Raw genomic sequence first — 14,089 nt, 5'->3', positions numbered from 1 at the left:
CAAAACGCCGAACGATCTAACTAAGTGCTGCCTTTGCGGTCTAGAATCCGCCTACTTCTTTCCGAGGAAATCACTTCGTGAAACTGCTATTTGCCTCGCTCGCCCTTGCCGCCTTGCCCGTCATGGCCGCCGAACCGACCCTCTACGGTCGCTACGAATACATCCAACTGCCGGAAATCGGCGAAACCTTCAAGGCCAAGATGGACACCGGCGCGCTGACCGCTTCGCTGTCGGCCCGCGACATCGAGACCTTCACCCGTGACGGCGACGACTGGGTGCGCTTCCGCCTCGGCGGCAAGGACGCTTCCAACAAGGTCTACGAACACAAGGTGTCGCGCATCAGCAAGATCAAGAGCCGCGCCGACGAAGACGACGAAAAAGACGAAGCCTCTGTGACCAAGCGCCCGGTGATCGACCTGGAAATGTGCCTGGGCGACGTCAAGCGCACCGTCGAGGTCAACCTCACCGACCGCAGCAGCTTCAACTACCCGCTGCTGATCGGCGCCAAGGCCCTGCGTGAATTTGGCGCAGCGGTGAACCCGGCGCGTCGCTACACTGCCGACAAACCGGACTGCTGACGGACCCCCATGCCCCACATCCTGATTGTCGAAGACGAAGCGGCGATAGCCGACACGCTGCTGTTCGCCCTGCAAGGCGAGGGTTTCACCACCACCTGGCTGACGCTCGGCCAGGCGGCGCTGGAACATCAGCGCCAGACCCCGGCCGACCTGGTCATCCTCGACATCGGCCTGCCGGACATCAGCGGCTTTGAAACCTGCAAGCAATTGCGCCGCTTCAGTGATGTGCCGGTGATGTTCCTCAGTGCGCGGGACGCTGAGATCGACCGCGTGGTGGGGCTGGAGATCGGCGCCGACGACTATGTGATCAAGCCGTTCAGCCCGCGGGAAGTGGCGGCGCGGGTGCGGGCGATCCTCAAGCGGGTTGGCCCTGGTATGGCGCCGGCGCTGTTCCAGGTGGACCTGGAGCGCATGCAGATCAGCTATCGCGGCCAGCCCTTGAGCCTCACGCGCCATGAATTCCGCCTGCTGCAAAGCCTGCTGGAACAACCCGAGCGTGTGTTCAGCCGCGAACAACTGCTGGACGCGGTGGGCGTGCCGGCCGATGCCGGCTACGAGCGCAATATCGACAGCCATATCAAAAGCCTGCGCAGCAAGTTACGTAGCGTGGCGGCGCAGGCCGAACCGATCCAGACCCATCGCGGCCTGGGCTACAGCTACAGCCCGAGCAACAGCTGATGCGCCTGGGGCTGCGAATTTTCCTGGTGTATGCGCTGTTTATCGGCCTGACCGGTTACTTTGTGCTCAGCACGGTGATGAAGGAAATCCGCCCCGGCGTGCGCCAGTCCACCGAAGAAACCCTGGTGGACACCGCCAACCTGCTGGCCGAAATCCTGCGCGATGACGTAAAAAACCGCACCCTCGGCCAAAGCCACTGGCCGCAGTTGCTCAAGGCCTACGGCAATCGCCAGCCGGGCGCGACCATCTGGGGCCTGCCGAAAAACCAGGTCAACCACCGTATCTACGTGACCGACGCCAAGGGCACGGTGCTGCTCGATTCCAGCGGCGAAGCGGTGGGCCAGGACTACTCCAAATGGAACGACGTGTACCTGACCCTGCGCGGCGAATACGGTGCGCGCTCGACCCGCAGCAACGCGGAGGATGCCACCTCGTCGGTGATGCACGTGGGCGCGCCGATTCGCGACAACGGCCAGATCATCGGCGTGGTCACCGTGGCCAAGCCGAACAGCTCGTTGCAGCCTTACGTCGACCGCACCGAGCGGCGCCTGCTGTGGTACGGCGCCGGGTTGGTGATCCTCGGCTTGCTGCTGGGCGCGTTGCTGTCGTGGTGGTTGAGCGTGGCCTTGAGACGCCTGACAGCCTACGCCGAAGCGGTCAGCGAAGGCCGGCGTGCCGAGTTGCCGCATTACCGTGGCGGTGAGTTGAAGCAGTTATCCACAGCGGTGGAGCACATGCGCACGCAGCTGGAGGGCAAGGCCTACGTCGAACATTACGTGCACACCCTGACCCACGAATTGAAAAGCCCATTGGCGGCGATCCGTGGCGCGGCGGAGCTGTTGCAGGGCGATATGACCCGCGAACAGCAGCAGCGCTTTGTCGGCAATATCGACAGTGAGAGTGCGCGCCTGCAGCAGTTGATCGAGCGCCTGTTGAACCTGGCGCAGGTGGAACAACGCCAGGGGCTGGAAGAACAGACGAGTCTCGCGCTGGGCGCATTGGTCGATGAAGTGCTCAACGCCCAATGCGCACGCATCGAAGGCGCCGGCCTGCGTGTGGAGCAGGCGATTGCTGCGGATGTGAAGGTGTTCGGCGAACCCTTCCTGCTGCGTCAGGCCTTGGGTAATCTGCTGGACAACGCCTTGGACTTCACACCCCCCGGCGGGCTGTTGAAGTTCAGTGCACAGACGCTGCACAACGATGTGCAGGTGAGCCTGTTCAACCAGGCGGCGCCGATTCCCGACTACGCCTTGCCGCGTCTGAGTGAACGCTTTTATTCGTTGCCACGCCCGGCCAGCGGGCGCAAAAGCACGGGCCTGGGCCTCAACTTTGTCGAGGAAGTGATGAAGCTGCACGGTGGCGCGTTGCAGATCGGCAACGTGCCGGGTGGCGTGCAGGTGGTGCTGCATCTCCACACAGTCTCCACATTGCCCACATAAAACGCCCACATGCCCGCCTCACTCTCTGTCCATCAAAACAGGGAGAGACCCATGAACCGCAGCCTGCTTTTCAAACTTGGCGCGATTGCGCTGCTGATTTTGCTGTTGCTGATTCCGTTGCTGATGATCAACGGCATCATCAGCGACCGTCAGCAACTGCGCGACGGCGTACTGATGGACATCGCCCGCAGCGCAAGTTTCGCCCAGCGCCTGACCGGGCCGGTGATGGTGGTGCCGTATCGCAAGACCGTGCGTGAGTGGAAGCTCAATGAAAAGCTCAACAAGCGCTACGAGGTCACGCGTGAAGAACGCGGTCGCCTGTACTTCCTGCCGGACCGTTTTGAACTCGACGGCAAGGTGCAGACCGAACTGCGTGCACGGGGCATTTACCAGGCGCGGTTGTTTCATGCCGATAACCGCATCACGGGGCGTTTCGAACTGCCGGCGCAGTTGGGGATCACCGAAGACTTTGCCGACTACCGTTTTGAGCCGGCCTTTCTGGCGGTGGGCATCAGCGATATTCGCGGCATTGAAAACTCACTGAAACTCGAGCTGGGCAGCCAGCGGCTGGAGTTCTCGCCGGGCTCTCAAGTGGATTGGCTGGGCGAGGGCGTGCACGTGGCGCTGCCCGAGCAGGACAGCAAAAAACCGGCCGTGGTGGACTTCGCCTTCGACCTGCGCCTGCAAGGGACCGAGCAACTGCAAGTGGTGCCGGTGGGCAAGACCAGCCAGGTGTCACTGGCCTCCAACTGGCCGCACCCCAGCTTTATCGGCAACTTCCTGCCGACGCAACGTGAGATCACCGACAAGGGGTTTACGGCCAGCTGGCAGACCTCGTTCTTCTCCACCAACCTCGAACAAGCCCTGCAGACCTGCCTGGACGCGCAAGGCTGTGATGACTTCAACAACCGCAGCTTTGGCGTGAACTTCATCGACCCGGTGGACCAGTACCTCAAGAGCGACCGCGCGATCAAATACGCGCTGCTGTTTATCGCCCTGACCTTTGCCGGTTTCTTCCTGTTCGAGGTGCTCAAGAGCCTGGCGGTGCACCCGATTCAATATGCACTGGTGGGGGTGGCCCTGGCGTTTTTCTACCTGTTGCTGTTGTCGTTGTCCGAGCACCTGGGGTTTGCCTTGGCATACCTGATCTCGGCGAGTGCCTGTGTGTTGCTGATTGGTTTCTACGTGTGCCATGTGCTGCGCAGCGTGGCCCACGGCCTGGGTTTCTCGGCGGGGTTGGCGGCGTTGTATGGCTTGTTGTACGGGCTATTGAGCGCCGAGGACTACGCGTTGCTGATGGGCTCGCTGCTGCTGTTCGGCCTGCTGGGCACGGTGATGGTGCTGACGCGCAAACTGGACTGGTATGGCGTGGGCAAGCGCAAGGTAGCTGAGCCGTTGGTGTTCGATCTGGAGGCGGTGCAATGATTGGGTTGCGTGAGGATCAGCAGATGAAGGCGAGGATGGTCAATTTTCTCAATCACACCGCGTTCTACGGTGGGAGGGGGCTTGCCCGCGATAGCGGTGGGTCAGACACAGCTGTGGTGAATGATACGCCGCAATCGCGGGCAAGCCCCCTCCCACAGGGGAGTCGGGTGAATGTCAGATCGGCGGCTGGGTCTGCTGCATCGAAGGCCGCTGGCTGACCTCGGCGTACCAGGCGGCAAGCTGTGGGTTGGCCAACCGCCAGTGCATCTCCGGATGACGGAAGTCCAGGTAGCCCAAGGCACACGCCACGCTGATGGCGGCGATGTCGAAGTGGCTGGTCAGTTCGGCGATGGCGTCCTGTTCCAGCTCGGCGAGGGCGCGGTTGATCTTGTTGCGCTGCTCGTCGAGCCACTGACCCCAGTGTTTCTCCACCGGGCGCAGGGCGGTTTCGTAACGCACCAGCACGGCGGCGTCCATGATGCCGTCGGCCATCGAGGCCAGGGTCAGGCGCCGCCAGCGCGCCGAGCCGTCGCGGGGGATCAGCGGGTTGCCGACGTGCTGGTGGTCGAAGTAATCGAGGATCACCCGGCTGTCATGCAGCACCGTGCCGTCGGCCAGGCGCAGGGCGGGGATCTTGCCCACGGGGTTGCCTTGCACCACCTGGGCGTCCGGCGTCACCGGGGTCGGCATGCAGGCGTGCAGGGCCACGCGGTCCTGCTGGCCGGTTTCGAGCAGCAGCACGCGGACTTTGCGAACGAACGGTGACGCGGGGTTGTGGAGCAGGGTCATGCTGGGCGCGGACATGGGCATTTCTCAAAAGTGGGCTGTGGCTAGCCTAGAGGGTTGCCGGGTGGCTGGCGAGGGGGTATTGAGGTTGTTTTTGAGGGCCTCATCGGGAGCAAGCCCCCTCCCACACTGACCGCGTGTTACCTGACTGAATGCGGTCAACTGTGGGAGGGGGCTTGCTCCCGATAGCGCCCTCAAGCGCGCCGCTTGAACAACGCCCACGTACCAATGGCAGCAGGCACGCCCAACCCCATCCAGCTCAACGAATCCCACAGCCCATCCCCCAGCAACGCCGCAAACAACCCGGCGGCACTCAGCACGCCAATCCCCAGCGGGATGCCAAACACCCTCCAGAAACTCGACTGGCGCGGCTTCATGCCTTGCCCGCCTTGCGCCGCACGATCCACAGGTAAACGCCACTGCCGAGCACGATGATGGTCAGCACATCCAGCACCGCCCAGAGGATCTTCATCGGCATGCCGCCGTAATCGCCAAAGTGCAGCGGCTGGGACAGGCCCATGGCGTCCATGTACCACGGCCGTTCGGCGATGGCGGTGACGGCCAGGGTGCTGGCGTCGATCAGCACCGGGGTGAGCAAGTGCGACGTCAGGTGGGTGCTGCCTTTCATGAACACCGCATAGTGATGCTCGCTGGAAAAGCGCGTGCCGGGGAAGGCAATGAAGTCCGGCTGCATGCCGGGCGCGGCCTTGGCAGCGATGCTCAGCAAGTCGCTGGCCGGTGCGCGTTGGGTCAGCGGCGGGGCGTGTGCGTAGGGCTCGATCATGGCGCTGAGGCTGTCCTGGCGCCAGGCGGCGATGATCAGGTCGGCGCAGGCGCTGATCACGCCGGTCACGCCGACCACCAACGCCCAGGTCAGCGTGACCACGCCGATCAGGTTATGCAGGTCGAGCCAGCGCAGGCGGGTGGACTTGTCCTGGCGCACAGTGGCGAACTTCAACCGGCGCATGAACGGCAGGTACAGCACCGTGCCGGAGATGATCGCGACCACGAACAGAATGCCCATGAACGCCAACAGCAACTTGCCCGGCAGCCCGGCAAACATGTCCACGTGCAGGCGCAGCAGGAAAAGGGTGAAGCCGCCGTTGGCCGACGGCATTTCCACCGACTCACCGGTGCGTGCATCGAGCATGAAGGTGTGGGACGCATTCGGCTCGGTACCGGCGGTGGCGGCCATGATCGCGATCACGCCGTGCTTGTCGTCCTCATCCCAGGCCAGGTACTGCAAGGCTTCGCCGGGGCGATGGGCCTGGGCCTTGTCAACCAGTTGCTCAAGGTTGAGCGTCGGCGTGTCGTTGGGCATCTGCGCCAGTTTCGGCTCGTTGCCCAGCAGGTGGTCGATCTCGTGGTGAAACACCAGCGGTAGGCCGGTGAGGGCGAGCAACAGCAGGAACACCGTGCAGACCAGGCTGGTCCAGGTATGGACAAAGGACCAGCGGCGGATGGTTTTGCTTTTCATGTTCTAGCCTTGGCCATTTACCACTGGTAGGTGGCGCTGGCGACGACGCTGCGTTGGTCGCCGAAGTAGCAGTAGTTGCCATCGCAGGTGGACAGGTAGTCCTTGTTGAACAGGTTGGTGGCGTTCACTTTCACCGACGCGCCCTTCAGGCTGTTGTCGAGGCGGCCGAGGTCGTAATGCACTGCGCCATCGAACACCGTGTAGGCATTGGCCTTGCCCAGCCAGGTGTTGGCCTGGTCGCCGTAGGTATTGCCGGTGTAGCGGGCGCCGAAGCCGATGCCGAAGCCGTCGAGGATGCCGCTGTGCCAGGTGTAGTCGGTCCACAGCGAGGCTTGTTGGTTGGGCATCAGTTGCAGGCGGTTGCCTTGGTTGATGCCTTTTTGCACCTCGGACTTGGCCAGGGTGTACGCGGCGATGACCTTGAGGTTGTCGGTCACGTCGGACACCGCTTCCAGTTCCAGGCCTTTGACTTTCACTTCGCCGGTCTGGCTGTTGATTTGCTGGCCCCCTGGGCCGATGGTGGTCACCTGCACGTTCTTCTGGGTCAGGTCGTAGACCGCCGCGCTCAGCAGCGTATTGGAGCCGGGCGGCTGGTACTTGACGCCCATTTCCCATTGCTTGCCTTCGGTCGGTTTAAACGTGGTGAGCGCGTTTGTATCGGCATTGCTCGCCGGTTGGAACGACTCGGCATAGGACAAGTAGGGCACGAAGCCCGAGTCGAACACATAGCTGAGCGCCGCGTTGCCACTGAAGTGTTTGATGCGGTCAGTGTTGGTCGCATCGCTGTCGTTGAAGTAGGTAGTGCCCTGATGCACCCAGTCTTCCCGGCCGCCCAACGTCAAACGCCAGTTATCCAGGGCCATCTGGTCCTGTACGTAGAGGCCGGTCTGCACGGTTTTCTGGTTGTAGTCATAAAAAGGCCGGACATTGCTCGGGCGCAGGGTCGGCTGGGTGTTGATCGGGTTGAAGATATTGATGCCCGATGCAGTACCGAATATCGCCCGATAGGACGTGTCGGTACGCTGGTGATCCAGGCCCAGCAGCAGCGTGTGCAGGATGTCGCCGGTCGCGAAGTCAGCCTGGAAGTGGTTATCCACCGCAAACTGGCCGATGTCTTCGTCAACGTTGGTGGTCGAGCGGCTGATATTGCCCGCCGCGTCCGCCGGGGAGAACGCGTAGGAACCCACGGTCAACTGTTGGAACGACAGGTCCGACTTGGTATAGCGCAGGTTCTGCTTGAACTGCCACGTCTCGTTGAAGCGATGCTCGAAGGCATAGCCCAGCGCGTAGTAGGTGCGGTCGTAATATTCGTAGTCCGGGTCGCCCAGGTTCTTGTGATGGGAGATATCTCCCAATGGCGATTTGATCTTGGTGCCCTGGATCGGCAGGAACTGGCTGGTGGTGCCGGTATCGTCGCGGGTGAACTGCGACAGGAAGGTCAGCTGGGTATCAGGGTCGATATTCCAGGTCAGGCTGGGCGCGATGTTGTAGCGCTTGTTGTCGATGTGATCGACCTGGGTGCCGGCATCACGCACCACGCCGCTGAGGCCATAGAGGAACCGGCCCTCATCGTCGAGCTTGCCGGTGCTGGCAAAGTTGATCTGGCGATAGTTGTCGCTGCCGTATTGCACCTGGATGGCACTGCTCTGCTCGGCGCTGGGACGGCGGCTGACCATGTCCAGCAGGCCGCCCGGCGGGGTCTGGCCGTACACCGACGAGGCCGGGCCACGCAGCAGGGCGAGGCGGTCGAGGTTCCAGGTTTCGGCTTTCGGGTTGGCGTACACACCGCGCGGCAGTGGCAGGCCGTCGAGGAACTGAGTGGGTTCGAAGCCGCGTACGCGCATCCAGTCATAACGGGTATCGCTGCCGTAGCTGGCGGAGACGATGCCGGGCATGTATTTCACCGCGTCATCCAGGTTCTGCACGTTGCGGTCCTGCATCTGCTCGCGGGTGGCGATGGAGATCGAGCGCGGCGCTTCGACCAGCGCGGTGTCGGTCTTGGTGCCGGCGGCGGTGCGTTTGGCCAGGTAGCCCTCGACCGGGCCCCAGGCACTTTCATCGCTGCCCTGGCTGGTGATGTTGGTGGTGGGCAACGCCAGCGCACCTTCCGGCACCGCCACCAGGGTAAACGTCCCGGCGCTGCTCTGTTCCAGCTGCAACCCGGTGCCACGCAGTGCCTCGCGCAGCGCGCCCTGTGCATCGAACTGGCCCTGGACCGGTGCCGACGTCTTGCCCGACGCCAGCGCCGGGTTGAGGGTCAGTGCCAGGCCGGCCTGGCTGGCGATCTGGTTCAGCGTGGACGCCAGGGGCGCCGCCGGCAGGTTGTAGGCGCGCACGGTCGAGGCTTGTTCGGCGGCGAACAGCGCGGGGCTTGCCAGCGGGGCGCTGAGGGCGATGGCCACGGCTAACAGGCTGGGGCGCAACAAGGTATCTAGCGTGCGGGACATGGGCGGCTCCTGAATGGAAATATTTCTCAATTGCTTAGGTGCCGAACGAGAATTGGAAAGTGATAGGGCGGGGGGGAACTATTTTTTTTGTGGTGTGTTTGAGGGCCTCATCGGGAGCAAGCGCCCTCCCACAGTTGACCGAGTTGTCATGACGACCGCGGAACACATGTGGGAGGGGGCTTGCTCCCGATAGCGATAGCCCAGGCACCGCAAAACCTAAGGCTTACCTTTAACCACCACCCACCACGGCGTGTGCTGCTCGATCCGCACCGGTAGGGTCGGCAGCAGGGCGTTGAGGGCCAGGGTGGTGTCGTGCAGCGGGAAGCTGCCGGTGATGCGCAGGTCGGCCACGCTTTTATCCACCCCCAGGTAACCGCTGCGGTAACGGCTGAGTTCCTCGACCACATCGCCTAGGCGGGCGTTGTCGACCACCAGCATGCCGCGGGTCCAGGCGTCGGTGGCGGGGGGGACCGCAAGCGCAGGGCCGAGGCCGTCGCTGCGCATCAGTACCTGTTGGCCTTCCTTGAACACCTGTTCCTGATGCAGCGCTTGCGGCTGCGCCGCCACCGCCGATTGCAGCACGCTCAAGCGCGTGGCGTCGTCTTCGCGCTTGACGATAAACCGCGTGCCCAGCGGCCGCAGGCTGCCATCGCGGGTCTGCACGTAAAACGGGCGCGCATCGTTGTGGCCGGTTTGGACGAGGATCTCGCCTTCCTGCAACACGATCAGCCGGCGTTTCTCATCGAAGCGCACGTCGATGGCGCTGTGGGTATTGAGGTTGATCTGCGTGCCATCAGCCAGGTTCAGCGTGCGCTGCTCGCCGGTGGCGGTGCGCTGGTCGGCCAGCCAATAGTGGATCGGCACGTAGCGTTCGCCGGCAAACAAGGCCAGACCGCACACCAACGCGATACTCGCCAGCCCGCTGCCGAGCTTGCGCACGCGTTGGCGAAGGCCTTCACCCGATTGCAACAACGCCGCCCGCGCCGGGCCCGAGGCGGCACTGAAACGCTGGTCGAGCATGCCCAGCTGGCGCCAGGCACGGGCGTGTTCTTCGTCGCTGGCCAGCCATTTGCTGAACTCTTCGCGCTCCACCGCGCTGCCGTCCCCCGAGTCGAGGGACAGCTGCCAGGCAATCGCGGCATCCAGCACGCGGGCCGACACGGGTTTGGCGCTGATGGCGCTCACGCCGGTTGGCCATACAGCGCGATATAGCACTGGCGAATGCCCTGGGCCAGGTACTGGCGCACACGGGGCACCGATACACCCAGTCGTTGGGCGATTTCGGCGTGGCCCAGGCCGTCGAGACGGCTATACAGGAAGGCGGCGCGGGCCTTGCTCGACAGCTTGCCGAGCAGGCGGTCGATGGCCTTGAGGTCTTCGAGGATCAGGTGCTGTGCTTCCGGCGAGGGATGTTCGCTTTCCGGGATCAGCATCAACTCGGTGAGGTAGGCCTGCTCCAGCGCCGCGCGACGGAAATAGTCGAACAGCAGGCCTTTGGCGATTGCCACCAGGAACGCCCTTGGCTCGCGGGGTGCGCGCAGCTCGTCACGGCCGAGCAGGCGCATGAACGTGTCCTGGCTCAGGTCCTCGGCGCGGCTTGGGCAGGCCACATTGCGCCGCAGCCAGGCCAGCAGCCAGCCACGATGGTCGCGATACAACGCGCCAACAAGCTCACTGTGTGGGGTCTGGACCGACGACAAGGCATCACCGAATAAACAAGAGGTTTAAACTAACGAGAATTATTCGCGATTGTGTCAGAGGCGTGGGGAGGGCGCAATTGGCGTCTGTCGGGAGATGAGATTAAAACGATGGCGCTTGTTTACGCCGTTTCCATTGGCTCAAACGTGTTTGCAGCGCGTGCGGTGTGTCGATGTGCTGCTGGCGCGCGCGGCTGAACAGGATGAGCATCAGCTCGGCCGTGGCCAGGGCATCGGCGCTGGCGTGATGGCGTTCGCCCACCTGCAGCTTGAAGTGATTGATCCAATCGTCCAGCCCGGCTTCGCGGATATGCGCCTCGGGGCATAGCAGCGGGGCGATGTCGGCCACATCCAGGAACGGATGAGCCAGGCGATAACCCAGGCTGTCCTTGAGTGCGCGACCGAGCATGTGCTGATCGAACGGTGCATGGAAGGCCAGCAGTGGGCTGTCGCCGACGAACTCCATAAAGTCCAGCAAGGCCTCGACCGGATCACTGCCGGCGGCGATGGCGCTGGGGCCCAGGCCGTGGATCAGCACGCTGGGGCTGAGTTTTGTGTCGGTGCGTTGCAAGGTGCGTTCGAACAACTGGGAAAAATCCACCGCACCGTCCTCGATCACCACCGCGCCGATGGACAGCACCTGGTCGCGGTTGAGGTTCAGACCGCTGGTTTCCAGGTCCACCACCACCCAGCGTTGGGTGCGCAGCGAGCTGTCGCCCAGTGCCGCAGGGTTGGGCAGTTGTTCCAGGCGCCGTTGTTGCGCCGCGTCCAGGCGCGGTTTGGCGGCGCGCCACCAACCGAACAGGCTCACAGTTGATACCGCAGGGTCAGGCTGCTTTGCAGGCGCTGGGCCTGGCGCAGGGATTCGCGCAGGATGCGTCGGTCCAGATGATTAAGGCTGTCGGGGTCGACGCGGTTGGAATACGGCTGGTTCTCGCGGGTTTGCAACTGGTGCTGCTGCATGCGGGTTTGCTGGATAAAGTGATACGCCTCTTCATAGGCGGCGCCGTCCAGCGGTTCGATGACTTCCTTGACTACCAACTGGCGTAAGCGCTCCAGGGTGTTGTTGGCATGGATGCCATTGGCCAGGGCCAGCAGGCGCGCGCCATCCACGAACGGAGTGAGGCCCTGAACCTTGAGGTCCAGCGTGGCTTTTTCGCTGCCTTTGCGAGTCAGCACGAATTCGCGAAAACGCCCCACCGGTGGGCGTTGGCGCAAGGCGTTCTCAGCGAGCATGCGCTGGAACAACCGGTTGTCCGCGACCTGGTCCAAGATACCTTGGCGCAATTGCTCGCAACCCTGCTCGTCGCCCCATACCACGCGCAGGTCAAAATAAATGCTCGAGCCGAGCAGGTTCTCCGGCGTCGCTTCGCGGATAAACGCCGCGAAGCGCCGCGCCCATTCAGCCCGCGACAGGCATAGTTCCGGGTTGCCGGCCATGATGTTGCCCTTGCACAGGCTGAACCCGCACAGCGCCAGGCTCTGGTTGATCTGCTGCGCCAGGGGCAGCAGGCGCCCGCGAATCTCGGCGGCTTCCACCGCGTCCTTGGCTTCGAACAGAATGCCGTTGTCCTGGTCGGTGTACAGCGTTTGCTCGCGACGGCCTTCGCTGCCGAAACACAACCAACTGAACGGCACCCCTGGGTCGCCTTTTTCGGCAATGCTCAGCTCGATCACTCGGCACACGGTGTGGTCGTTGAGCAGGGTAATGATGTGGGTAATCTGGGTGGACGATGCTCCGTGGGCCAGCATTCGCTCCACCAACTGGCCGATCTCGCCACGCAGCGCCACCAGGTTGTCCACCCGCGGCGCGTTGCGGATAGTGCGGGCCAGGTGCACCAGGTCGACGCGTTGCAGGGAAAACAAGTCGCGCTCGGACACCACGCCACACAGGCGCTGGTCCCTGACCAGGCACACATGGGCGATATGCCGCTCGGTCATGGCGATGGCGGCATCGAACGCGCTGTGATCGGGGGTCAAAAAGAACGGTGCCTGGGTCATATGCGCGTCGATGGGCTGGCTGAAATCGCTGGTGCCGTCGGCCACCACCTGGCGAAGGTCGCGCAAGGTGAAAATCCCCAGGGGCGCCTTGTGCTCATCGACGATCACGATGCTGCCCACCTGCTGTTCGTGCATCAGCGTCACCGCTTCACGCAGCGGTGTGTCCGGGTTGCACGTGACCGGATGGCGCATGGCCAATTCGCCCAGGCGGGTGTTCAAGGAATACTGCGTGCCGAGGGTTTCCACGGCTTTTTGCTGCACCTGCTGGTTGACCTGATCCAGCAGGCTGCTGACGCCCCGCAGGGCAAAGTCGCGAAATGGGCTGGAGAGGGCGAACAGCTTGATGAAAGCCGGTTTGTTCAGTTGCAGGCAAAAGGTGTCTTCGGCGGCCTTGTGCTCGGTGCGCGTGGCCCGCTCACCGAGCAGCGCCGCGAGGGGAAAGCACTCGCCCGTGGTGATCTCGAAGGTGGCGTGTTCCGAATCCGGTCGCTCGCCCACCACCCGACCCTGTTTGACCACATAGAAGTGCTCCACCGGTCCGCCCGACGGTTTGAGAATGCTCTCGCCGGGGCCATAGAAGCGCAACTGGCATTGCTCCACCAGGAACGCCAGGTGTGCCTGTTCCATCTGGTTGAACGGTGGGAAGCGTTGCAGGAATTGCAGGGTGCCGTGAATGTTCTGCAACACGGCGGTTTTACCCGCCTGCGTGAAAGCATCAGCTTTACTCATAACAGTGACCGCAGTTTTTTTGTCGTTATCGTCCTGCATGGTCGACTCCCGGGCGCTGGGTGCCCATTGGACGTAAGTCTAGGTCGATGAAAAAACGCTAAAACTAGGGAAAAACCTTACAAGGCTATCGTCCAAACCCCGTAGAACGCCCACTAGGCAAACTTTCCGACGAAGTGCACATTGAACACCCTTCCGCAGATGTCTGACGAGTGCTGGGAGTGATAAGAACTGTTGAGAACCGTATGTCCGACCACGATATTTTGAGTGATGCCGAGCGCGAGGCGCTGAGCGCCGTGATGCTGGAGCCTGATTTACCGCCCCAACGTGTGTTGATTGTCGATGACGACAAGGACGCACGTGAGCTGCTGGCGGAGATCCTGGGGCTGGACGGTATTCGCTGCATGACCGCTGACAGTGGGGAGAAGGCGTGGGAATTGTTGCAGTCCAGCAGCTCCATCGGTTTGCTGATCACCGACTTGCGCATGCGGCCGAGCAATGGCCTTGAGTTGATCCGCCAGGTCCGCGAATCCACCCGCGCAGCGTTGCCGATCATCATTATGTCCGGGGACGCGGAAGCGCCGGATGTGATCGATGCGATGCACCTGAGCGTGGTGGATTTTTTGCTCAAGCCGATTGATAGCGTGAAGTTGGCGAAGCTGGTGAAGCGGGAGTTGGGGATGGTGTCCTGATTTTTGCGGTGAATGTAAGGGCCTCATCGGGGGCAAGCCCCCTCCCACACTTGGACTGTGCCGTGGTCAAATGTGGGAGGGGGCTTGCTCCCGATAGGGCCAGACCAGCCACCACAGCCCCCCAAAGAAAAAGCCCTGATCTC

The 14,089-nt window shown here is 62.7% G+C and carries 13 protein-coding genes; 5 read left to right on the top strand and 8 right to left on the bottom strand.

What is annotated here, in order from left to right; all coding sequences use genetic code 11:
- Positions 1-77: 77 nt before the first annotated feature.
- From PSH66_RS27475 to creD, 4 genes are read left to right on the top strand one after another with little or no spacing between them, the layout of a single operon-like run.
- Positions 78-578, top strand: coding sequence for an ATP-dependent zinc protease (locus PSH66_RS27475; protein WP_305428000.1), 501 nt, complete (start codon positions 78-80; stop codon positions 576-578).
- A 9-nt stretch (positions 579-587) separates the two neighbouring features.
- Positions 588-1,256, top strand: coding sequence for a two-component system response regulator CreB (gene creB / locus PSH66_RS27470; RefSeq protein ID WP_305427999.1), 669 nt, complete (start codon positions 588-590; stop codon positions 1,254-1,256).
- Complete coding sequence (creC, locus tag PSH66_RS27465; protein WP_141062945.1) at positions 1,256-2,695, top strand: two-component system sensor histidine kinase CreC; 1,440 nt, start codon at positions 1,256-1,258, stop codon at positions 2,693-2,695. The genes creB and creC overlap by 1 nt, the downstream gene beginning before the upstream one ends.
- 51 nt (positions 2,696-2,746) lie before the next feature.
- On the top strand, positions 2,747-4,120 hold the full coding sequence (gene creD, locus PSH66_RS27460) for a cell envelope integrity protein CreD (RefSeq protein WP_305427998.1): 1,374 nt from the start codon (positions 2,747-2,749) through the stop codon (positions 4,118-4,120).
- Between the two features lie 174 nt (positions 4,121-4,294).
- Here creD and PSH66_RS27455 read toward each other — a convergent pair whose 3' ends face one another.
- From PSH66_RS27455 to PSH66_RS27420, 8 genes are all read right to left on the bottom strand, one after another.
- Complete coding sequence (locus tag PSH66_RS27455; RefSeq protein ID WP_305427997.1) at positions 4,295-4,924, bottom strand: glutathione S-transferase N-terminal domain-containing protein; 630 nt, start codon at positions 4,922-4,924, stop codon at positions 4,295-4,297.
- Between the two features lie 176 nt (positions 4,925-5,100).
- Positions 5,101-5,283: a hypothetical protein gene (locus tag PSH66_RS27450; protein ID WP_305427996.1), complete on the bottom strand. Its 183-nt coding sequence runs from the start codon at positions 5,281-5,283 to the stop codon at positions 5,101-5,103.
- Positions 5,280-6,383, bottom strand: coding sequence for a PepSY domain-containing protein (locus tag PSH66_RS27445; protein ID WP_305427995.1), 1,104 nt, complete (start codon positions 6,381-6,383; stop codon positions 5,280-5,282). Before PSH66_RS27445 ends, PSH66_RS27450 begins: the two co-directional genes overlap by 4 nt.
- A 17-nt stretch (positions 6,384-6,400) precedes the next feature.
- Positions 6,401-8,830: a TonB-dependent siderophore receptor gene (locus tag PSH66_RS27440; protein WP_003176529.1), complete on the bottom strand. Its 2,430-nt coding sequence runs from the start codon at positions 8,828-8,830 to the stop codon at positions 6,401-6,403.
- A gap of 216 nt (positions 8,831-9,046) precedes the next feature.
- Complete coding sequence (locus tag PSH66_RS27435; RefSeq protein ID WP_305427994.1) at positions 9,047-10,015, bottom strand: FecR family protein; 969 nt, start codon at positions 10,013-10,015, stop codon at positions 9,047-9,049.
- The gene (locus PSH66_RS27430; RefSeq protein ID WP_003176527.1) at positions 10,012-10,530 is read right to left on the bottom strand and encodes an RNA polymerase sigma factor; all 519 of its coding nucleotides are present in this window, start codon (positions 10,528-10,530) and stop codon (positions 10,012-10,014) included. The genes PSH66_RS27435 and PSH66_RS27430 overlap by 4 nt, the downstream gene beginning before the upstream one ends.
- 100 nt (positions 10,531-10,630) lie before the next feature.
- The gene (locus tag PSH66_RS27425; protein ID WP_003176526.1) at positions 10,631-11,338 is read right to left on the bottom strand and encodes a PolC-type DNA polymerase III; all 708 of its coding nucleotides are present in this window, start codon (positions 11,336-11,338) and stop codon (positions 10,631-10,633) included.
- Positions 11,335-13,257 carry a putative nucleotidyltransferase substrate binding domain-containing protein gene (locus tag PSH66_RS27420; RefSeq protein WP_042945962.1) on the bottom strand — a complete coding sequence of 641 codons (1,923 nt, stop codon included), beginning with the start codon at positions 13,255-13,257 and terminating at the stop codon, positions 11,335-11,337. Before PSH66_RS27420 ends, PSH66_RS27425 begins: the two co-directional genes overlap by 4 nt.
- Positions 13,258-13,499: 242 nt before the next feature.
- On the opposite strand from PSH66_RS27420, the gene PSH66_RS27415 reads away from it, so the two are divergent.
- Positions 13,500-13,946 (top strand): response regulator, encoded by a 447-nt coding sequence (locus PSH66_RS27415; RefSeq protein ID WP_078826344.1) that lies wholly within the window; start codon positions 13,500-13,502, stop codon positions 13,944-13,946.
- Positions 13,947-14,089 lie beyond the last annotated feature (143 nt).

The sequence above is a fragment of the Pseudomonas sp. FP597 genome, assembly GCF_030687435.1.
Classification (GTDB): Bacteria; Pseudomonadota; Gammaproteobacteria; order Pseudomonadales; family Pseudomonadaceae; genus Aquipseudomonas; species Aquipseudomonas lactucae.
Note: the sequence above shows the minus strand (reverse complement) of the source record. Positions and strands in the feature narration are given on the sequence as shown.

What these genes read in the sequence shown, in the direction of transcription:
- creB (WP_305427999.1), top strand. Translation starts at nt 588, where the DNA reads ATGCCCCACATCCTGATTGTCGAAGACGAAGCGGCGATAGCCGACACG.
- creC (WP_141062945.1), top strand. Translation starts at nt 1,256, where the DNA reads ATGCGCCTGGGGCTGCGAATTTTCCTGGTGTATGCGCTGTTTATCGGC.
- creD (WP_305427998.1), top strand. Translation starts at nt 2,747, where the DNA reads ATGAACCGCAGCCTGCTTTTCAAACTTGGCGCGATTGCGCTGCTGATT.
- PSH66_RS27455 (WP_305427997.1), bottom strand. Translation starts at nt 4,924, where the DNA reads ATGTCCGCGCCCAGCATGACCCTGCTCCACAACCCCGCGTCACCGTTC.
- PSH66_RS27450 (WP_305427996.1), bottom strand. Translation starts at nt 5,283, where the DNA reads ATGAAGCCGCGCCAGTCGAGTTTCTGGAGGGTGTTTGGCATCCCGCTG.
- PSH66_RS27445 (WP_305427995.1), bottom strand. Translation starts at nt 6,383, where the DNA reads ATGAAAAGCAAAACCATCCGCCGCTGGTCCTTTGTCCATACCTGGACC.
- PSH66_RS27440 (WP_003176529.1), bottom strand. Translation starts at nt 8,830, where the DNA reads ATGTCCCGCACGCTAGATACCTTGTTGCGCCCCAGCCTGTTAGCCGTG.
- PSH66_RS27420 (WP_042945962.1), bottom strand. Translation starts at nt 13,257, where the DNA reads ATGAGTAAAGCTGATGCTTTCACGCAGGCGGGTAAAACCGCCGTGTTG.
- PSH66_RS27415 (WP_078826344.1), top strand. Translation starts at nt 13,500, where the DNA reads ATGTCCGACCACGATATTTTGAGTGATGCCGAGCGCGAGGCGCTGAGC.